Origin of the sequence: Paenibacillus salivarius (assembly GCF_051307165.1) — a bacterium.
Classification (GTDB): domain Bacteria; phylum Bacillota; class Bacilli; order Paenibacillales; family Paenibacillaceae; genus Fontibacillus.
This window is the reverse complement of record NZ_CP195592.1, coordinates 3,745,783-3,767,233: the sequence shown is the minus strand read 5'-3', so window position 1 is coordinate 3,767,233 and position 21,451 is coordinate 3,745,783. Positions and strand designations below refer to the sequence as shown.

The 21,451-nt window shown below is 51.0% G+C and carries 17 protein-coding genes and 1 tRNA gene; 15 read left to right on the top strand and 3 right to left on the bottom strand.

The window, feature by feature from the left end:
* The first annotated feature begins 66 nt into the window (after nt 1–66).
* Entirely contained in the window at nt 67–948 is an 882-nt protein-coding gene (locus ACSFXJ_RS17345) for a LysR family transcriptional regulator (protein ID WP_435921643.1), read from the top strand.
* A gap of 84 nt (nt 949–1,032) precedes the next feature.
* Here ACSFXJ_RS17345 and ACSFXJ_RS17340 read toward each other — a convergent pair whose 3' ends face one another.
* Nucleotides 1,033–2,010: a hypothetical protein gene (locus ACSFXJ_RS17340; protein WP_435921641.1), complete on the bottom strand. Its 978-nt coding sequence runs from the start codon at nt 2,008–2,010 to the stop codon at nt 1,033–1,035.
* A 112-nt stretch (nt 2,011–2,122) separates the two neighbouring features.
* Nucleotides 2,123–4,462, bottom strand: a complete 2,340-nt coding sequence (locus ACSFXJ_RS17335; protein ID WP_435921640.1) for a helix-turn-helix domain-containing protein — start codon at nt 4,460–4,462, stop codon at nt 2,123–2,125.
* A gap of 138 nt (nt 4,463–4,600) precedes the next feature.
* Between ACSFXJ_RS17335 and ACSFXJ_RS17330 the strand changes: the two genes are divergently transcribed.
* The 9 genes from ACSFXJ_RS17330 (at nt 4,601) to ACSFXJ_RS17290 (ending at nt 14,547) form a co-directional block, all read left to right on the top strand.
* Nucleotides 4,601–6,112: an extracellular solute-binding protein gene (locus ACSFXJ_RS17330; protein WP_435921639.1), complete on the top strand. Its 1,512-nt coding sequence runs from the start codon at nt 4,601–4,603 to the stop codon at nt 6,110–6,112.
* Nucleotides 6,113–6,262: 150 nt separating this feature from the next.
* The gene (locus tag ACSFXJ_RS17325; protein ID WP_435921637.1) at nt 6,263–7,807 is read left to right on the top strand and encodes an extracellular solute-binding protein; all 1,545 of its coding nucleotides are present in this window, start codon (nt 6,263–6,265) and stop codon (nt 7,805–7,807) included.
* Between the two features lie 86 nt (nt 7,808–7,893).
* A complete protein-coding gene (locus tag ACSFXJ_RS17320) occupies nt 7,894–8,862 on the top strand; it encodes an ABC transporter permease (protein WP_435921635.1) in 969 nt (322 codons plus the stop codon).
* A 22-nt stretch (nt 8,863–8,884) separates the two neighbouring features.
* Nucleotides 8,885–9,760 carry a carbohydrate ABC transporter permease gene (locus tag ACSFXJ_RS17315; protein ID WP_435921633.1) on the top strand — a complete coding sequence of 292 codons (876 nt, stop codon included), beginning with the start codon at nt 8,885–8,887 and terminating at the stop codon, nt 9,758–9,760.
* A gap of 115 nt (nt 9,761–9,875) precedes the next feature.
* Entirely contained in the window at nt 9,876–10,940 is a 1,065-nt protein-coding gene (locus tag ACSFXJ_RS17310; protein ID WP_435925791.1) for a glycoside hydrolase family 88/105 protein, read from the top strand.
* Entirely contained in the window at nt 10,927–12,258 is a 1,332-nt protein-coding gene (locus ACSFXJ_RS17305) for a glycoside hydrolase family 28 protein (protein WP_435921632.1), read from the top strand. Before ACSFXJ_RS17310 ends, ACSFXJ_RS17305 begins: the two co-directional genes overlap by 14 nt.
* Nucleotides 12,255–13,238 (top strand): pectinesterase family protein, encoded by a 984-nt coding sequence (locus tag ACSFXJ_RS17300; protein WP_435921630.1) that lies wholly within the window; start codon nt 12,255–12,257, stop codon nt 13,236–13,238. The genes ACSFXJ_RS17305 and ACSFXJ_RS17300 overlap by 4 nt, the downstream gene beginning before the upstream one ends.
* Nucleotides 13,239–13,244: 6 nt before the next feature.
* Nucleotides 13,245–14,234: a sugar kinase gene (locus tag ACSFXJ_RS17295; RefSeq protein ID WP_435921629.1), complete on the top strand. Its 990-nt coding sequence runs from the start codon at nt 13,245–13,247 to the stop codon at nt 14,232–14,234.
* A 228-nt stretch (nt 14,235–14,462) separates the two neighbouring features.
* Nucleotides 14,463–14,547: transfer RNA gene (locus tag ACSFXJ_RS17290), tRNA-Leu, on the top strand.
* An 81-nt stretch (nt 14,548–14,628) separates the two neighbouring features.
* On the opposite strand, the gene ACSFXJ_RS17285 is transcribed toward ACSFXJ_RS17290, so the two are convergent.
* Nucleotides 14,629–16,371: a glycoside hydrolase family 2 protein gene (locus tag ACSFXJ_RS17285; RefSeq protein WP_435921627.1), complete on the bottom strand. Its 1,743-nt coding sequence runs from the start codon at nt 16,369–16,371 to the stop codon at nt 14,629–14,631.
* Nucleotides 16,372–16,515: 144 nt separating this feature from the next.
* Between ACSFXJ_RS17285 and ACSFXJ_RS17280 the strand changes: the two genes are divergently transcribed.
* The 5 genes from ACSFXJ_RS17280 (at nt 16,516) to ACSFXJ_RS17260 (ending at nt 21,451) form a co-directional block, all read left to right on the top strand.
* Nucleotides 16,516–17,352, top strand: a complete 837-nt coding sequence (locus tag ACSFXJ_RS17280; protein WP_435921625.1) for an AraC family transcriptional regulator — start codon at nt 16,516–16,518, stop codon at nt 17,350–17,352.
* Nucleotides 17,353–17,713: 361 nt separating this feature from the next.
* Entirely contained in the window at nt 17,714–19,276 is a 1,563-nt protein-coding gene (locus tag ACSFXJ_RS17275; protein ID WP_435921623.1) for an amino acid adenylation domain-containing protein, read from the top strand.
* Between the two features lie 22 nt (nt 19,277–19,298).
* The gene (locus tag ACSFXJ_RS17270; RefSeq protein ID WP_435921621.1) at nt 19,299–20,459 is read left to right on the top strand and encodes an aminotransferase class III-fold pyridoxal phosphate-dependent enzyme; all 1,161 of its coding nucleotides are present in this window, start codon (nt 19,299–19,301) and stop codon (nt 20,457–20,459) included.
* Between the two features lie 45 nt (nt 20,460–20,504).
* Entirely contained in the window at nt 20,505–20,780 is a 276-nt protein-coding gene (locus ACSFXJ_RS17265; RefSeq protein ID WP_435921619.1) for an acyl carrier protein, read from the top strand.
* Entirely contained in the window at nt 20,777–21,451 is a 675-nt protein-coding gene (locus ACSFXJ_RS17260) for an RraA family protein (RefSeq protein ID WP_435921618.1), read from the top strand. The genes ACSFXJ_RS17265 and ACSFXJ_RS17260 overlap by 4 nt, the downstream gene beginning before the upstream one ends.

Here is a 21,451-nt window from a genome sequence, read left to right as displayed (position 1 = left end):
ATATAATGGGGATGATAAGTAAAACCGTATAAATCAAGAATATCAAAATGAGCGGAAGTGTCCGATGTGGATCAATATTTAGAAGTATTCATGAAGGTCGTTGAAAAAGAAAATTTCACGAAAGCCGCCGAGGAACTGCATATGACCCAACCGGCCGTCAGTCAATACATTAGAACATTGGAGAGATTGTTGGGGACAAGGGTATTGGAGCGAAACAATAAACACGTTCGAATGACTAAAGCCGGGGAGATTGTCTACCATCATGCAAAAGAGATCCTTGCACTCCATACAAGAATGCGTTGTTTAGTGGATGATTTGTCCAACAATGCCAGCGGTCCGATCGCGATTGGCGCGAGCTATACATTCGGTGAATATATTTTGCCGCACGTTATCGCAAGGCTGAAAAAAGAGTACCCGCTGATCGAACCATCAATCGTCATCCACAACACGAAAGAAATCATCGACCTGGTGAATTCCTACCAATTGGATATTGGGATTATCGAGGGCTTAGGGGGCGATCTTCCATTGCATTCGGAAATCGTTTCGGAGGATCAGATGGTCATCGTTGCATCGCCGTCGCATCCTTTAGTAAACAAGAACGGCGAATTGCGCCTTTCGGACTTGACGGAGGAAACGTGGATTCTTCGTGAAGAAGGTTCAGGTACGAGGCAGGCGGCGGACAAGTTTTTTGACATGCATGATTTTGCTCCAAAAACGATTATGGAATTCGGAAGTACACAAGTGATCAAGGAGTCGGTAGAGGCCGGATTGGGGATCAGTCTGTTGTCGGGATGGGCCATTGTCAAAGAAATAACGAATGGATACCTTGGAATGATCAAAGTAGAGGGGTTACCTTTCAAGCGGGAATTTAGCATCGTCAGCAAGTCGGTATACCGGACCAAAGCGCTAACTACATTCATTGAAACCCTTAAGGAATATGTAAAGTAGGTATCCCCTGGTAATGGAGAAAAGCTCTTGGATCCCTTTAGAGAGAACCAAGAGCTTTTTGTGCGTTCCATCTTCACCCTGTTTTCAAGAAACCCCTTGCACCGCCTCGGAATTCGGTTTGATCCGCCTGAAAATAAAGACGGCGTTTTGATCCGACGGCGGAAGGATGAGAGAGGAGAGGCGCTCGTCCATTTCCATCGAAAACGAACCGGTATTACCGATGGTATTGTAGGCATCGAAATCTCCGGTCAGCGCCGGATCTTTCGTGCCTATCACGATATATAAATCGACGGAGCCTGTCTTAAAAACATGTTTTTCATATGTATTATCGGGAACGGGCCAAGAGCATATCACGACTTCAGGGCTATATTTCTGAAGCGCCGTTTTGGCATCCGCTTTTTCGACGGACGAAGGATAGGTGATATAGTGAGCCCAGCTATAGTCGTCCGTAGCTTTGCAATTTATGTATTTGTTCAGAAACCGGGTTAACGTGCCGTCCCCCGCGGCGATTTCGATGCACTTCCTGCTTCCGATGAGACGGCTCAATTCCTTGATTAACGCCTTGGAATAAAAACAGTAGATGCCTTTTTTATTGACGAGGGGCATCAATAGCTTCTTATCTCCGACAAGCCTCCAGAAAAACTTGAACAGCCCCATGGAAACCGGTTTTCTCTCAAAGTCCTTTTTGAATAACAGTTTCTGCAGGATTGCACCGTCCCACAAGTTTAGCCTGGCCTTTTTTGAGTTCCCCGATGAGGAAGCGGCGACGGCAAGGTGTTCTAAAAGATGCATCGCAAACCTTGCCTTGATAATAACCGGCAAAAACGCATTGACCGTCGTTTCGTTATAACCGCTTCGCCTTATTTTTTTGTTGGCCATTTGGGCGTTTGCCGAATATTTGCGCAGTATGGCATGGGTTAGCTTTGAGTCGGTTGCGCCTTTTAGCGTCTCAAGCTCCTTTAGTAATTCCGCTTGAAACTCCGGATATTGGGTGAGCAGGGTCTCGACGCTGATTTCATTAGCCAAAATTTGCCGGGCTCGTTCATTCGTAAAATAAGCCATTTCCTATCACTCCATTTAATCCCTGGAAATGCAAACCTATAATATGGAATCATTTTACTTTAAACATCCGAAATGTACAGGATAATATTGCCAAACGGAAAAGCCCGGCCGCTTACAGCGATTCCCGGGCATTGTTGGAGTGGTGCGAAGACAAATCACGGTATTGCCCCGGTGTCATTCCTTCGACTTTACGGAACGAACGGATGAAATTTTGCGAATTGTTGTATCTGAGCCTTGCCGCGATGTCTTTCACCGGCATATCGGTCTCTTTCAGCCATTTTTTGGCCATCTTGAACCGGTACATCGTAAGATACTCGCTGAAAGAATACTGCGTTTCCTTGCGGAAAATGCTGCTGATATAGTTCGCATTGTAATGCAGCCGGGAGGCGCATTCCTCCAGGGTCAGATCCGTATCGTAGTGATGCTGGATCAAATCTATGATTTTTTCAGAGATGTTATGGTACTGCGCGTTTTGTCTGCTGTTGAATATTTTGATCATCGGCTGAATGACCGCGGTCCAGAACCAGTCCTCGATTTCGGCCTTGGTATGAAGGTCAAGCATTTCCTCAAACAACGAGCTGTTCGCATGATGGATCTGATTCAGTGAGATTCCGGATTCCTGCATCATGATCAGCAAATTGTTCAAAAGTCGGGTCAACGGAATTTGGTATTCCTGCGGTGACAGCTCCTGGGCAAACACGGATTCGAACAGCATGCGTGTAAGCTCCTTCGCCTTGTCCGACTCGGCCAGTTTGATCGCGTCCATAAGGTCGTTTTCCTTGTGCGTCGGGTAGTTCAAATTCAGGACATGCTTGCCGGAGTTGATGTTCTCATACTGGATAATGACGCCGGTCCCCAATTTGATCCGGTACTTGAGGGCTTCAAGGCCCTCCCTGTAGGCGGTCGATATTTTGTGAACGGATTGAAAAGGCAGGCTTAGACCGATGCTTACCTGCAGCTTCAGGCAAAGATGGATTTCCCGCTGCAGCTTTTCGGTCAAGGCATAAACGGTCCGATGGAAGGATTCCGCATTGCCGTCCGGGCTTCCGATCAACGTGACGATGGTCTGGTCCATAATGACGGGAGCAAACCGGCTTTGGGACTCCACTAGTTCCTCGATCATATTTTGCGCGGCGAAGAGCAGCAGGTTCGCATCCTTCTTCTCGTACGCCGAGTCATCCGAAAAATCGATCGCCAGCGTAATAACGGACATCGTTTGCCATTCGCCGATCTGCTCGCTGTATCCGAATTGCTCAAGCCGTTCCAGAAGCTCCCGCTTTTTGTATTTTCCCTGATAGGCCTGGATTAGCGAAAAGGTGCGGACCTGCCGGATATGCTGGCCGATTTCCTTCTCAAGCTGAGATTTCGATTGAAATAAATGGTGAACCTCTTCGCCGATCATTTGGAATTCGTCGGTATGTCTCTGACGGATGTCGGTTTTGCGCCGTCCCATTTGGTTCAGCAGACGCTCGATCGGCGAGTACATGCGGCGGGAGCCGAACCAGGCCAGGAAGACGGACAGACTTAACATCAATAGGCATACGTAAAACGTATATTGTCCGATCTTATCGGACTCTTTGGTCAAGCTACCGATGGAAGTGACCGACAAGTACACCCAGCCGTTTAACTGGGACCGCAAATACGCGACGGAATAATCCTTTTTACCGATCAACGTTTGAAATTGCCCGGAGGGCTTGGCCTCGTCCGAAATCAGCGAGATGTCCGCGAATCCGACCTTCTCGATCGGTTCGCCGATCAGGGAAGGATCGGGATGAAGCAGAATCCGGTTTTGTTCGTTAACGACGATAATGCTGTCCAGCGGCTGTACATCCGTCGTAATGACATCCTGCAGGCTGCATGCGGGAATATTCGCCATGGCAAGCCCGTATTTGTGCAGCTTGGACGTCGGAAGCTTCTTAATCAAGCTGATGCTGAAACTGCAGGGCGCGGAATTCATGCTTTCCTCACTGTAAAACCAGGAAGAAGGCGTTAAAATCCAGGATGTATCGTCGGGCGTATCCAGCAACTGCTGAATTTGCGCATGATCCTTGTATTGGTCCAGCCGGTATAGCCCCGAATTTTTGATCATCCAATTTTGCTGCTCGTTGATCAATATGACGTCTTCCAGCTTGGTATCGAACGATTGCATGTTGCGGATTTCGTTGCGCAGGTCGTTGTATAATTTGAAATCGCTTTCACTCAACGGGTTGTTAAGAGCCCTTTTCAACACCGTGGAGTTGACCACCTGATTTAAAGTCTGATTGACAGTCGTTAATTTACGTTCTACATTTGAGTTAATTTGTGAAATCAGTTCGATTTTGCTCTGATTGACATTTTTTTGGATCTCCCTGGACGATGTCAAATAAGAAAAAGTTCCGATGAACAGAACGGGGAGCGTGCTAACGACGATCGTAAAAATCATCAGTTTGCTCAAGAAGCTTAAGGGTTTCACCAAAATCAGCACCTGACCTTATGTGATGAATTGTCGCTTTCTTCAAGTGTATGCCGTCTGTCAGATAATAACAATAATCATCTTGCGCGGCAATAATCATTTCGTTTCATATTGAGATTTTATGGGGGGACTTATCGTATGTTCAAGAAATTGCGCGGGAGAAAAAGCTTGATTTTCCGGATTACCGTTTTCCTGCTGATCGCCTCTTTACTCGGGGGCTGCATGGGGGAGGGGGACAAGCAAGCTGCCGGTGGAGACAGCCCATATATTTCGATATTGGCTCCGCTTCATTTTCCCCAGCCTCCGTCCGAAAAAGTCGTAGCGGAAATGGAAAGACTGACCGGCGTTCAGCTTGACCTCAGGTGGGTTCCGGAAGGCGTCTATACCGATAAAATGATTACGGGGTTAACGACCAATTCTTTGGCCAAAGTCAGCTTCGTGAAATTTTCCGATTACAATTTGGTCAAAAATGCGATCCGTTCGAACGTGTTTTGGGAAATCGGCCCGTATCTGGAGGAGTTTCCGAATTTGAAAAATCTGGACGGCGAGATTTTGAACCAGGCGGCGGTGGACGGAAAAATATACGGGTTGTATACCGAAAGACCGTCGTCCCGGCAGGGGGTAATTCTGCGCAAGGATTGGCTCAACCGTCTTCATTTAAAGGAACCCCAAACGATTGAAGAATTGTATGAGGTTCTCAGGCAATTTACATATAACGATCCCGACGGAAACGGGGAGCAGGATACGCTCGGCGTCGTAGACCGGAACGATCTTGTATACGGCATTTTCAAAACGCTCAGCTCTTATTTCGGTACGCCCAACAACTGGAAGGTTGATGAAGGACGAATTATTCCGGAATTTATGACGGATCAATACATGGATACGATGAATTTCATGAAAAAGCTGTACGATGAAAAGCTGATTAATCAGGATTTTGCGCTTACCAGCAAAGAAATTCAACGAAACAGGTTCATCCGCGGAGAGGCGGGGGTATTTATCGGAAGCATGACCGATGTGCAGAGGCTCTCCATAGAAGCCCGGGCGATCAATCCGGAAGCCGAGTTCACGCTGGTCAACCGGATCAAAGGCCCCTACGGATACCGGGTTTGGTCGATTCCGAATTACAATGGTCTCTATCTGTTCTCCAAAAAAGCCATTCCCACGGAGAAAGAGCTCAAGGAAGTTCTCGGTTTTTTCGACCGGACGATGGACAAGGATGTCGCCAACTTAATGATGTACGGGTTTGAGGGACGGCACTATTATACGGAAAACGGGAAAGTGATTCTTCCGGAGGAAACGTCGCAATTGCGGGTGAATGAGGTCAATCCGCTTTATTCTTTGACGATCGCCGATATCGGCAACAAAAATATTATGGAGGTCGCCAAAAAGGAGCAATTGACCTATGTCGCGGATCAGTTGAGCCAAGACAATGAATCTTTTCTCGTGGACGATCCGACCGTTCAGCTGAGCTCCCCGACCTTTGACGAGAAAAACGCCGAGCTTACCGCGATTATCGTGGATGCCACGTACAATTATATTCTAGGCAATATCGACGCCGAAGGGTTCGGACAAGAAGTCGAACGCTGGAAACGCGCCGGCGGCGAGCAAATCATAGCCGAATTCGAAGCCTCCCTTGCTGCTAAAAAGTAACGATATAAGATGAATCATCACCCCGATAATCATTTGTTCACATCGGCCCGCTCCCGCGGCCGTTATGAGCAAATGATTGTTTTCGTAATGCCCCAATGGAATGTACTGTGGACTTGTAACCAATACATTCAATTTGGAGGTCAAAACGGTATGAAGAAAAAGTCTTTCACCATCTTGTTGACCGCACTGTTATCGCTCAGCGTCATGCTATCCGGTTGTGGAAGCGGTAACAAGAACGGTTCGTCAGCGACGGAACCGACACAATCCGCCTCGGCGGGCGGGGAGAACAAATCCGCGGACTCGGATAAGCCTACGGAAATTACGATTATGCTTCCGTTAAATACGTCCGAGACGCCGCCGGATACGATCAAGAAAGAACTCGAAAAATTAACGAACACGAAATTGACGTATCAATTTTTCCCTGCGGATTCTTATGAGGAGAAGCTGAACACCGCATTTGCGACGGGCTCCTTGCCGCAGGTGACTTATTTGAAAAACCAAACGACGTTTATTCAAATGAAAGAAGCGATCAAGGACGGTCAGTTCTGGGAAATCGGTCCCTTATTAAGCGAATTCCCGAACCTGAGCAAATTGAAGCCCGAAATTTTGAACAACACCAAGGTGGACGGCAAGCTGTACTCGCTTTACATCGGAAGACCGCTTGCGCGGCAAGGCATCATTTACCGCAAAGACTGGGCGGATAAATTGGGGCTTTCCGCACCGGCCAACCTGGATGAGCTGTTCAATATGGCCAAAGCGTTCACGGAGCAGGATCCGGACGGCAACGGCCAAAAGGATACGACAGGGGTCGCCGACCGGAATGAGCTGGTTTACGGCGCGTTCAAAACGGTTTCCTCCTGGTTCGGAACCCCGAACAATTGGGGCGAAAAGGACGGCCAGCTTCAACCTGAATTTATGTTCCCTCAATATGTCGATACGATGGACTTTTTCAAAAAGCTGCGCGACAACGGTTACATGAACCAAGACTTTGCGGCGACGAGCAAAACGGATGCCGTCAACATGTTCACAAGCGGCAAAGCGGGACTGTACATCGGAGGATCGATGCAGGATATCGATTCGCTTAATAAGGACTTGATCAAGAACTTCCCGGATGCGGTCGTGGACACGCACAGTATGGTTGCCGGTCCTGACGGGAAATTCGCCCAATGGATGATCCCGGGCTATAACAACGTCGTGTTGTTCCCGAAATCCGCGGTGAAGAGTGAAGAGGAGCTCAAGAAAATCCTCGCTTTCTTTGACAAAATGATGACGCCGGAAGTCGCCAATCTGATGTTCTGGGGTATCGAAGGTACGCACTATACGGTTGTGGAGGGCAAAGCGAAAGCCGGAGACGACAAGGAACTGACCGAGCGCGAAGTGAAGCCGTTTAAGGATAGCGTCATCGGCGAGGCCGAAACGAACGGGATGTATGAAAGCTACAATACGCTGCCGGGCAGAATTCATGCCGAAGAATTGGTGAAGGAAAACGTGAAGTACGGCGTACCGGATCCGACTGCGGCTCTTGACTCGCAAACGTACACGGAAAAAGGCGTTGAACTGCAGCAGATCATTACGGATGCGACTTACAAGTATATCTATGGACAAATCGACAAGGCCGGCTTTGAAAAAGCGGTGGAAGAATGGAAGAGCCGGGGCGGATCGAAGATTATCGAGGAGTATAACGCTGCCAAGTAGAACGTAAGCCGAACGGGCTATTGCGACGATGAAACGGACTTCAATAGCCCGTTCGGATGAATTATGAAGCAGAGAGGAAGAGAAACATGCAGGAAGCGACCGCTCCGTCCACTGTCACTCCGAAGATCCAGCCGCAAAGCCGCAAGAAGAACAGTGAGCTTAAAAAACGGCTGTGGAGAAACAAATGGCTCTATGTCATGCTGCTGCCGGGAGTGCTGTATTTCATCATTTTCAAGTATTTGCCGATGTACGGGTTGATTATTTCGTTTCAGGACTACAAGCCTTATCAAGGAATCATGGGCAGCGAATGGGTCGGTATGGAGCATTTCAAACGGCTGTTTACCGAGCCGGATTTCATGAATATTTTATGGAACACGATCATGTTGTTTGCGCTCAATCTGTTTATTTACTTTCCGGTGCCGATCATCCTGGCGCTCATGCTGAACGAGCTGCGGGGCAACTTTTTCAAACGGCTGTTTCAGACGCTCGTCTATTTGCCGCACTTCATGTCCTGGGTCATCATCGTTTCGATTACCTATGTCATGGTGACGATGGACGGCGGTATTATTAACGAACTGCTCGTCTATCTCGGTTTTAATAAAATCAACTTTTTGCTCAGTCCCGAGTGGTTCCAGCCGATGTATATTCTTCAGGTCATTTGGAGGGAAGCCGGCTGGGGAACGATCATTTACCTGGCCTCCATTGCCGCCGTCGATCCCGGTTTGTATGAAGCCGCACGGATGGATGGAGCCGGAAGGCTGCGCCAAGTTTGGCATATTACGCTTCCGGCGATCCGGGGCGTTATTATCACCTTGTTTATTTTGAAGATCGGGCATGTTCTTGACCTGGGATTCGAGCACGTCTATTTGCTGCTGAATTCGATGAACCGGGAGGTTGCGGAAATCATCGATACGTATGTGTACACCGCCGGTTTGCGGCAAGGGCAGTACAGCTACAGTACGGCGATCGGTTTCTTTAAATCCGTGATCGGGTTGATTATGGTCATGCTCGTCAACAAAATTTCGAAGAAATTCGGGGAGGAAGGCGTCTATTAAGGATGCCGCGGGAGGAATCCAAATGGTAGAAGACAGATCCATAAGTGGCCGAATTTACGCCGCCATCAATTTTACGCTGCTGGCTATCGTCGCACTGATTACGGTGCTTCCCTTTATTCATGTCGTAGCCGCTTCTTTCACAACGAGCGCGGAGCTGGCTGCCAATAAATTCGTGTTGATTCCGAAGGTGTGGAGCCTGGAGGCCTATAAATTTATTTTTTCGACGAATACGATCTTTAGAGCCATGGGCGTTTCCATCGGCGTTACGTTTATCGGAACGCTGTTCAGCATGCTGCTGACGGCGTTGATGGCCTACGGGTTGGCCCGCAAAGATCTGGACGGACGCAAAACGATCAATTTCCTGGTCGTATTCACGATGCTGTTTAACGGCGGACTGATCCCGACATTTCTGGTCGTCAAGGAGCTCGGCATGATCGATACTTTTGCCTCGCTTATTATTCCGTCGGCGATCAGCGCGTTTAACATGATCATTCTGAAAAACTTTTTTCAAAATATTCCGGAGGGACTGGAGGAATCCGCGAAAATCGACGGGTGCAGCGACTTCGGCATTTTGTTCAAAATCGTGCTGCCGTTATCCATGCCCGCGATCGCCACGATCTCGTTGTTTTATGCGGTTACGTATTGGAATACGTATATGTCGGCGATTTTGTACCTGAATGACAGCGTGAAATGGCCGATCCAGGTGCTGCTGCGGCAGATCGTCGTACTTGCCAGCGGCCTTGATCACAGCGCGACGTTGGACGGAACGGTTCCGCCGCCGGATCAGACGATCAAGATGGCCGTTATCGTTGTCGCCACACTGCCGATTTTGATGGTTTATCCGTTTTTGCAGAAGCACTTTGCCAAAGGAGCCATGCTGGGATCGATGAAAGGGTAGTTAGAAAAGATGACTTTTTGAACTAACGCTAAAAAACATTGGAAGGAGCTTGGAAATGACAGTTCTTCGTCCGGATACACCTATAGAATGGGCGAGAAAGGCATGCGATTCGCTAATGGACACTTACGCGGCCGGCAGCCTGCCCCCCGCTCACCGCTGGCATTACCACCAAGGGGTTTTCCTGTGCGGGATGGAGCTGCTTTGGGAAGCGGTTCAGGAAGATCGTTATATTGAATATATCCGGGAATATGTGGATGATCTGGTGGATCAGCAGGGGAATTTCTATTTTGCCAGAGATGAGTTGGATGCCGTACAGGCGGGGCTGCTTCTATTCAAGCTGCTTGAGCGTACGGGAGAGGCAAAATACAGGATTGCCGCAGAGAAGCTGAGAAACCTGCTGCTGACATTGAATAAAACGTCCGAAGGCGGGTATTGGCATAAGGATAAATACCCGTATCAAATGTGGCTTGACGGACTTTATATGGCGGGCGTGTTCTCGCTTAAATATGCGACAGCGTTCGGGGAGCCGGAGTTGCGGCAGACGGTGCTTCATCAGGAGCGGCTGATGCGAAAACATATGAAGGATGAACGAACCGGGTTATTGTATCATGCCTGGGACGAAAGCCGCCGGATGCCGTGGGCGGACCCGAAGACCGGATGCTCTCCGGAATTTTGGAGCAGGTCGCTCGGGTGGTATGGCCTGGCTTTATCGCAATTTTTGGATGAACTGCCTGCGGACGAACCGGGAAGAGAGGAACTTGCAAGCGCCTTGCATGACTTTGTGAACGCGCTTATCCGGTATCAGGATCCGGAGAGCGGGCTCTGGTACCAGGTCGTCGATAAGGGCGATCGGCCGGACAATTGGCTGGAAACATCGGGCTCTTGTCTGTTCGTATATTCGATCGTCAAAGCGGTACAGCTTGGAATTGTCGGGGAAGATGCGCTGAATGCCGCAAAGAAAGGATATGAAGGGTTGATCCGTGTCGTCGAATGGGACGAAAAGGACCGGTTCGTCATGCCTGACATCTGTATCGGCACCTCCGCAGGCGATTACGACAATTACGTGACCCGCCCGAAAGTAAAAAATGATTTGCACGGGGTCGGCGCCTTCGTCATGGCCTGCGTCGAGTTGGAATCCCTTTGGAACAGATCGGAGAATAAACAAAATGTGCATGTATAACATCGTCGATTATGGAGCGCTTCGGGACAGCGGAGTGAAGGCGACCGAAGCGATCGCGGCCGCCATTTCGGCGGCAAGCGAGGCCGGCGGCGGCACGGTGCTGATCCCTGCCGGTACCTTCCTCACGGGCGCCATATTGATGAAAAGCAATGTCGAGCTTCGTCTCGACCCCGGCGCCGTGTTGTCCTTCAGTACGAATCCGGATGATTATCCGGTGGTTGAATCCAGGTGGGAAGGGGTAAAGAGGCAAGTCTATGCTTCTTGCGTTTACGGCGAGGATCTCGTGAACGTGTCCGTAACGGGTAGCGGCAAACTTGACGGAAACGGGGAGCCTTGGTGGGATATGCACCGAAATCGTCCGGAGGAGCTTTCTTATCCCCGCCCGAAGCTGATCAGCTTTGACCGGTGCAAACGGGTGACGCTCAAGGATCTGTCGCTCACGAATTCCCCGAGTTGGACCGTCAATCCGATTAGCTGTTATGACGTCACGATCGACAATTTATCGATTTATAATCCCGCGGATTCGCCGAATACGGACGGAATCAATCCGGAATCCTGCACCAATGTCCGGATCAGCAACTGCAATATCGATGTGGGCGACGATTGTATCGCTATTAAAGCCGGGACCGAGGATACGATCGACCGGATTCCGTGCGAAAATATTACGATCACGAACTGCACGATGGTTCACGGGCACGGCGGGGTCGTTCTCGGCAGCGAAATGAGCGGGAATATCCGAAATGTGACGATATCCAACTGCATCTTCAAGCAAACGGATCGCGGCATCCGGTTGAAATCCCGCCGCGGGCGCGGGGGCATTGTCGAAGATATCCGGATCAGCAACATTGTGATGGAAGACGTGATTTGCCCGTTCATTATGAATCTCTATTATTTTTGCGGACCGCGCGGCAAGGATAAGTACGTTTGGGACAAAAATCCGTACCCGGTCACCGAGGAAACGCCGAATTTCCGCCGCATTCATTTTTCCGGCATCACCGCTCGCAATGTCCACGCTTCCGCCGGTTTTCTGTACGGCCTTGCGGAACAGTACATTTCGGAGATTACGTTCGACCAAATCGATATCTCGATGGCGGTAAACGCCATCCCGGGCCGCCCGGCGATGATGGCGGGGATCGAGGACATGGCAAGGCGCGGATTTTATCTGGGGAATGTGCGCGATGTGCGGTTCAGACAAGTTACGATTGAAAATCACGAGGGTCCGGCGTTTTACATCGAGAACGGGGAAGATGTGGAAATCACGGACTGCAGATCGAAAAACACCTCCAAGCCGGAGGAACTGGTGGAGCGGATGCCATGAATGACGTTGTTGTAGGCAAAGCCCCCTTTTGCGATTACGGCAGGATCCAGGATGCGGTTGACGCACTGGAACGGGATTCTTCGGTGAAGCCGGCAACGTTGTACATTCTATCGGGGGTGTATGAAGAAACGGTAAAGATTTACCGCTCGCATCTTCGGATCGTAGGCGTAGGCAAGGTCGAGATAACCATGAATCGTTATGCCAAGGAGTTGGACGAAAACGGGGAGGAAATCGGCACGTTTGCGACGCCGACGTTATTTCTAGGCGGCAGCGATCTCGTAGTCGAAAATCTCACGGTATCCAATACGGCCGGACAAGGCCGGGATATCGGCCAGGCCGTCGCCGTGTACGCGCATTGCGACAGGACCGTGTTTCGAAACTGCGCGTTCAAGGGGCATCAGGATACGCTATTCACGGGTCCTTTGCCCCCGGCCCCCCGGGAAAGGGCGGTATTTGGCGGGATAACTTTGAAGGAGCATCATGCCGAGTACCGCCAGTATTACCAAAACTGCTATATCGAGGGAACGGTCGATTTTATTTTCGGCGGCGCAACGGCCGTGTTCGAGGCTTGCGAGATCCGCAGTCTCGTTCATGCTGAAGCCGGCGCCGGCTTTATCACGGCAGCTTCTACACCTAATGGGCGGAAGCACGGTTATGTGTTTCGCGATTGCTTCCTGACCGCGGCTTCCGGTGTTCCCGACGAGTCGGTATATCTGGGACGGCCTTGGCGGGAATTTGCGCAAACGGTGTTTGTGCAATGCAAAATGGGCGGACATATCCACCCGCTAGGTTGGGATAACTGGAATGATCCCGCAAACGAGGCCACGGTCCGGTATGCGGAATTGGGGACGGCGGCTGCCGGTCGGCTGAGACCGCAACGCGCACCGTGGGCGGAGTGCTCGGAACACCCCGACGGGGAATGGGAATACCGTGTTGAATCTGTATTTCCGGAAACGGAATTTTGGAAACAAGGGAGATAACGAAGCATGGCAGAAGGTACGGTAGTTTTCCGGTCAACAGGCGGCGGGCCTCGGATTGTCACATTCGGAGAATCGATGGGACTGTTCATGCCGTCCGGCTTAAAAGGTTTGGAATACGGCAGCGAGCTTGAAATGTCCTTCGGCGGAGCCGAAAGCAACGTTGCCATCGGGCTCGCGAGGCTCGGGATCCGGGCGGGGTGGTTCGGAAGGCTTGGAAACGATCCGGTCGGTCGCAGGATTCTCAAGACGATTCGGGGAGAAGGCGTCGATGTTTCCCGTGCCGGTTTTGCGGACGATGCTTCCACCGGACTCATGATCCGGGAAAAGATCGGGGGCAAAAGCTCGGTTTATTATTACCGGAGATATTCCGCCGCCAGATTCATGAGTCCGGAGCATTTGAGCGAGGAATATATCGCGAGCGCCGAAATTCTTCATGTCACGGGGATCACGGCCGCGATCGGGGAATCCAGCAGGGCCACGGTGTTCAAAGCCGTCGAGCTTGCCAAAAAGCACGGGACGAAGGTGTCTTTCGACCCGAATCTGCGGTTGAAGCTGTGGAGCGGGGAAGAAGCAAGGCCCGTTCTCCTCGCGCTGGCGGAGCAGGCGGATTATTTCCTGCCCGGTTTAGACGAATTGAAGCTCCTCTACCGCAAAGAAACGCTGGACGAGATCATTCCCGAGTTGAATGCCCTTTCTGCCGTGACCGTAATCAAAGGCGGGCCGGGGATCACTTATTTGCTTGAAGGCGGAGTGCTGACCGAAGTGCCGTTCTTTCCGGTCGAGAAGGAGCGTGCGGTGGATCCCGTCGGAGCCGGGGACGGATTTTGTGCGGGTTTCCTGGCGGGACTACTCGAAGGATCCTCGCCTAAAGATGCCGTGCTTCTCGGGAATTTGATCGGGTCATTGGTCGTACAAGCTCATGGAGACTGGGAAGGACTTCCGACGGCAGAGGAAGTGGAAGCCGTCATGGCAGGGCGTGGACACGTGGAAAGATAGCGTGAAGTGCGAGAAAAAGCGGCCGTTGACGGACGCTTTTTCTGTTTGCATCAGGTCGGTCAGGGAACGATCGTGGATGGCGTCAATAAATTGCTTTTTCATGAAGCAGCTCCCCATCATCATGATTCTTTCGAGAAAATAGTATAAACATTTGCTTGTTGACTCTCTATGAAATACGTGATAATATTTATTTCGTTGCTGCAAAACATTGCATCGACATCAACATATGCGGTCGTGGCGGAATTGGCAGACGCGCACGGTTCAGGTCCGTGTGGGCTAACCCCCCGTGGAGGTTCGAGTCCTCTCGACCGCATTAACTGACAATGAATAAGCTCTTGAGTTTCCTTTTATGGAGATTCAAGAGCTTTTTTCATAACGCCGTTGCCCTTACAGATCATCTCAGTGTGGAACCCCAGTCGTATGGATCGTTTTGGCCGGTATAAATGCCCTTGACCACACGATAGGCAAGCTTAGGTTTGCGATATTCGTTGACCAGCCCCTTGTTATTGAAGGAACGTGCCCGGTCCCTGAAGTGGGGAAGATGACTCTGCAGTTGGGCTCGTGTATCTGCAAACTGCCATACATAGGTGCCGCTAATCTTTGGATCGGCCCGGAAGAGCTTCAGGGACTTGCTGAGTATATCAGCCTGGTAATCCTCGCTAAATAGACGGGATTCCCAGCCGGAATCTCCGAATACGCCTGCTCCGCCAAATTCGGTCATAAGCACCGGAGTGTCCTCTGCTCCATATTCCTTGCAGCGTTCATGAAAGATTTCAAGCATCTCTTCGAACTCGACATGACCGAAATACCATCCGCCATAATAATTAATTCCGATAACGTCAAATAGTCCGAGGCAGATGTCATTCATAGGGTGCATAGTGGCGTAAGCCACCAGCCTTGACGAATCCTTGCTCCTGACGAGTTCAGTCATTTTGACGGACAACTCATAGGCCTGCCTGGAGCGCGTATCAATCTCATTATGAACAGACCAGAACAGGATCGAGGGATGATGAAGATCTCGCTCGATCATCTCATCCATCATGGTTATCGCACGTTTGACGAAGAGCGGGTCGTCCGTGTGCTCCGCCGGGAACGCTGCGCCCCAAATCGGAATCTCGCTCCAGAAGAGTACGCCTCGCTCATCCAGCAGATCGAGCCAGTATTCACTCTGGGGGTAATGTGACCCGCGTACAGTATTGCAGCCCATCTGCAGGATGATATCAAGCTCCTTGGTCATCAATTTGTTGGGGAAAGCGAAGCCCCATTCCGGGTGTTCCTCGTGACGGTTAACTCCCTGGAGATAAAGCTCCTTGCCGTTTAGCAGAATCTTCTTATTCCGGGTCTCCACGGTGCGGAACCCGATGCGGTCTGTCCGATCGTCATGCCCGGCTACGGCTCTGATCATGTAGAGAACAGGATCCTCAGGTTCCCATCGCTGGAGGTCCGACCAGGCTTGTTCCACGACGAGTTCCATACTGCCGTTGGCAGGAAGGGAAGCGCTGTCAGCAAAGAATATCTCATTGTTCCGATAGAGGGATAGGGGCACTTCGACTGGAGTGTCCGATATGGAGCGGAGTTTGAGCAGGATTCGGACATCAGCAATGGAATCTCCCCTCATTTCGTAGGTAATACGCATCCCCTCGATCCAGACATCAGGCAATCGCTGTACCTCTACGGGCCGAATGATTCCGCCGTAATGAAACCAGTCCACAATGTGGTACGGCAAAGTGTTATACCCCAGCGTGCTGTCTGTGCGGACGACAAGCTGGTGAACCCCGGCCGTGGCATTAGGGATGGTGAAGTCAAATGGAGTAAATCCACCATAGTGGTATCCGAGATGCCGCCCATCCCAGTACACATCCGCATGTCCCATCACGGCGTGGAACAATAGACGCAAATGGCTGCTCTCGTCTAGTGTTACCGAAGTGCGGTACCATGCCACGCCTTCGTAGTCGAACTTGCCGAGCTCGTTATTCCAACAGGCCGGTACCGGCATGCGATCATACTCGGAAGGAAAATTTGTGTGCCACTCTTCAGATAATCCAATATCATCCTTGTCAAAAACGAAATCCCATAATCCGTCAAGAAAATGGCATTCCCTAAGCCGATGCTGCTGAAATGTTCGGATCACATTCATCATCTCCAATGATTTATTTTTGTCGTATTTAGATTTGTTGGTCTGTATGTTCGGAGTGTAGCATCTGCAGCAATGCAGGAACAATGGTAAAACCAATCCTGATCATTTATCATAAATGATACAATTATCGATAGGGGGAGACCAATGGAATATGCTTTAGGAAATATGGTCGTGCATATACACTGGGTACTCGCCAAGCCGGCGCTGCCAGGTTGGGAGGATATTCGGCAGACATTGTCCGGGCAAACCTTTTACTACATCCACAGCGGCAAGGGAATTTTCAGTTTCGAGGAAGGGGACGTGGAAGTAGGAGGAGGTACATTGGTGTACCTTTGGCCCAGGTTGCCTCTTCATATGAAGTCCTCCGAGAATCATCCGCTCCGTATGACGATGCTGCTCTTTGATTGCGCTTCGTTAAGAAAGAGCGAGAATGGATGGGAAGCCCCTGAGCCTATTGAACGGCTGCGGCTGCCGTTACTTTTGCCTTTACAGAGTGAGCGTACGGGTAAGATCGGAGAACTTTTCCGTGAAGCGGAGAGAGAATGGGTACCTGGAGATTTCGCACGAGAGGCACGCGTGAAATCTGTCTGGTATCGTTTGGTGCAAGAGGTACACGAGGCGGCGGAAGAAAGGGGAAGAAACAGCGGTGAGGAAGGAATAACAGCGGCTCTTCGAAGATTCAAAGAGAAACTGGACACGGGATTTGCCACCGAGTTTCGCATCACCGAATTGGCGGAGGAGACGGGTTTCTCGCCCGTTTATATACGTAGAACCTTCGCAGCCCGGTACGGGTGCAGTCCCAAGGAGTACCTGGATCGACTTCGCAATGAGCATGCCCTTCGCCAGCTCCGCTTCACAGGTGATTCCGTCACGGATATAGCGAGAGCATGCGGTTATTCCGACGTCTACCAGTTCAGCAAAACTTTCAAGAAGCGCAACGGTTTTTCCCCGACCGAATACCGCAGAATGCAAAGAGATTGATGCTCTCCCGAAATGAGGTTCCGGAAGTGCCAACCTGTTTTTGCATCGTTATAAAAATGTTTAAAATTCGCGTCATCAGTATGAATGAGCTCCTTATCTGTCCTTGAGACGATGAAGGAGCTTTTTGCATTCCTGGATTTTGGAGGATGTGCTTATTATGCGAGACGAAAGGAAAGAGTCGAATCCGGTCGAAATTTTATGGAAAATAATGGTTGACAAGCTTCTTATATCCTATGTTAGTATTTTAATATAAATTTAAATAATAGTAATTTTAACATTTTCTTCTTGTATAAACACGCGTTTACTATTATTTTTTCATCAAGAGTATCACAGCACGGATTTCGTAAAAGGAGGTGTAGGGATGTCGAATACGGTGTCGCCGAATTTGCTTCACGCGTATTTCTTCGATCGGTTCGAAGAAAAAAAGGACAAGCTTGCCGTTATTCATGGGGAAACGGAGTGGACGTACGACGAGTTGCGGCAGCGCTCGGAGCATTATGCCGAAGCGCTCGGCAAAGCGAATCTCTGCATCGGCGATCGCGTCCTGTTGGAATTGGATCCTACGCCGGATGCCATTGCTGTTATCTTGGCCTGCTCGATGACCGGACTCGTTTTTATTCCGGTGGGGCCAGACACCCCTCGTCAAAGAGTGCGTCAAATCGCCGAGGACTCGGGCGCGGTTCTGCACGTTCAGCATTCGAACAGCGTGCACGGGGACTTTCATCCGGAGCTGCGTCACGGCCTGTTGGAGGATGGCGAGCTGCGGCTCGATGCTCCGGTCCGGACGGAAGCCGCAGGTGACATGCGTTTGTTGGAAACGGACTTGTCTTACATTATTTTTACGTCCGGCACCACGGGGCGTCCGAAGGGGATTATGATGAGCCATGGGGCGGCCGTATCCTTTTTCAAAGGAATGAACGAAACGGCGGGCTCTTCCTCACCCGACTACCGTGTCGGAACCATTTCCCCGTTGCAGTTCGATCTCTCCTTGCTGGACATGGGGATGGCGTTCGGCAGCGGCCATACGTTGGTTCAAGTTCCCCGCATTCTTGTTCATCACCCTATCCGGTTTATTGAGTATCTGGCCCAAAAGCGCGTCAATCGAATGAATGGCGTTCCCTCGATTTGGTCTCTGGTCCTTCGCCACTCCCATGAAAAGCTTCGCGATTTGCACCACCTGGACTCCATCCTGTATGCGGGAGAGCCTTTTCCGATGGCGGATTTGCGGACGATCGCCGCTGCCATTCCGAATTTGACGTTTATCAATTGCTTTGGACAATCGGAATCGATCGCCTGCACGTTTCATCTGTTAACGGAGATCGGCCGGGAAGAAAACGCCGTGTCGATCGGCAAACCGCATTCGCTTGCGGAAATCCTGCTGCTGGACGAGCAGGGCTGCGTTATTCGCGAGCCTAACGTGCATGGCGAGATCGCGGTGCGGGGGCCGACGCTTTTTTCGGGTTATTGGAATAACGAGGAGGCGACCGCCAAAGCGCTCATACCAAACCCGCTGAGGCCGCTCTCCGGGGAAAAGGTGTTCAAGAGCGGCGATGTCGCGTATTTCGATGAGCAGGGCAACTATTATTTTGTCGGACGAGCCGATCTTCAGGTAAAAATCCTGGGGAACCGCGTAGAGATCGAGGAAGTGGAGCGCCGAATCGAGACGCATCCCGATGTTCACCAGGCTGCCGTTGTCCCGGTGAAGGCGGACGGTTTGACCCAGCTGATCTGTTATTTGACGCCGGTCGCTGGCAAAACGCTGACGCGGGAGGACATTTTGTCCTTTTGCGCCGAGACGCTTCCGCAGTATATGTATCCTTCCGAGGTCCGATTTGCAGATAAAATTCCCCTTAATCCGAACGGGAAACTGGATAGAAAAGCGCTACAAGCGATGAATACGAGCAAAGGAGTGTTGTCCTATTAAAGCGACGCTTAAAAGCTCAAGATTGAGCTATTTGAACGAGTCGGGCGTGTACGGCGAGCGAATGACGGTAACGAGAGCGGACAATGCGACCATTTATCTGCAATTACCGGACGGAAAGGTGAAGTCGTATTCCGATTTCATGAGTGCGTACGGGTCGGTCAACTTCGGCCATTGCAATCCGGAGATCAAGCCGTTCGACGACTACGCCAGCGACATTGTCGCCTGTTTTTACCCCGAGGAAGCCGAACTGTTCTCGGACTGGCTATGCGGCAAGCTGGTGCTTCCGGAACATAAAGTTTTGTTCCAGGTAGGCGGCAGTCTGGCCGTATCGACGGCGTTATCGATGGCGCAGCGGATTCGTCCGGGCAAAATCGCGGCGATGAAAGGCTCGTTCCACGGTCTGGGCCTGGACAGTCTGAGCATCACTTCCGTGCAGAAGGACCTCGCTATTCAAAATACGCCGCTTCTTCACGGCATGCAGCAGCGGGTGGTATTTTTGGAGCCGGGCGAAATGCCCGAACGGTGGGACGAGCTATCCTGCGTCATCTATGAGCCCGTCCAAGGGGCGAACGGCTACGTTCCGCTGGATCCGGAATGGCTCGCCCGGTTGGAGCAGGAAGCGAAGGCGCACGGCGTTCTGACGATTGCCGACGAGATTCAATGCGGCTACTACCGTCACGGTGAGTTAAGTCCCGCCAGAAGCCGGGGGTTGAATCCGGATATGCTGCTTTACAGCAAATCGATGACGAACGGCCTGTATCCGTTCTCCGCCGTCGTTTATCCGGAAGCATTCGATCGGGAATTCGAAATGCCTGTCGCTTTGGCGCACACGTTTCAAAATTCGGCGCTGGGTTGTTTGGCGGCTTACCGGACGGCGCAATATCTCGAGGCCTGCGATCTGGAGGAGCAAATCGGGCAAATGAGCTTACAATTGTCCGAGCTCGCTCGCAAGCTGGAAATAGCTCAAGCCGCAACGGACGTGTACAGCATGGGTCCGTCCTTGTCGTTCGGCCTGCCTGATGACGGGGCGAGAAAGCTGGTGCAGCAATGCTTGAAAGAAGGGATCTTGATTTTCACCGGGGGAATAACCGGCCAACGGGTCAGAGTGGCCCCGCCGATTACGATGCCTGCGGAACAGCTGAAACAGGGCTTGCAAGTGATTGAAGATCTTCTTTTGAAATAGAAGCGATCATATAAAAATTTTGATTCGGATGGAGGCTGGTTTTAAATGGAACGCCAATATTTTTATGGAGAGCTGACGAACTGTCTGATCCGTTTGAACCCCGAGGCGGGGATCAAGGAAATTGATGAGAATGCCAACCTGCAAGAGTTGGGACTGGTGGACTCTTTGAACATGGTGCAAATGATTTTGTTCCTGGAGGAAATCCTTGGCGAGGATATCCGGATCGAGAAGTATTCGCTCCGGGATTTCTATACGCTGAAGAACGTGTACGAAAAAGTATGTCTACCCGTTCTTGAAGAAAGGGGTCAGGTGCAAAAATGACGACGAAAACGATGGATATATCATATATAAAGGAGCAGTTCGAGATTATCGGCTGCGCCCAGCTTCAGGATGCCGCGCCGCAATATACGATGGTGTTGAACGGGCTGGGCCTCGTGTCCCGGGTGCCGGGGTTGAAAGTATGCGGGCCCGTCTTCCCGGTCATTACCCAAAACGATATGCTGCCCTGCCTGCAAGCGCTGGACCAGGCACCGGAGGGATCGGTCATTTTTATCCATAACGAATCGCCGGAATCCGAAGCGCTGGCCGGCGACATTTATGTCACGGCGGCTTTGCAGCAAAAGCTGGGCGGACTCGTCATCAACGGCGCGGTTCGCGATATCGACACACTAGCAAGGATGGGGCTCCCGGTTTACTCGAAGACCGTGACGTACGTGTCGGCCAAAACGGCTAAGGTGCCGGCGGCGCAAGTGCCGGCGACCGTCTCGATCGGAGATGCCGTCATTGCACCCGGCAACTGGATCTTCGGCGATTCCGACGGCATGCTGCTGATGAAGGAAGAGCATGTTTCGGTCGTATTCAAGGCGGCTTTCATATTGCAAAAACGCGAGGAAGAGCTGAAAAGCGCGCTGGCGAGAGGGGAACGGCTGGGGGATGTCTGCGGCCTGTCCGATTTCGTGGCGGGACGCGGCCCTCTGCGGTTCGAAGTGTAG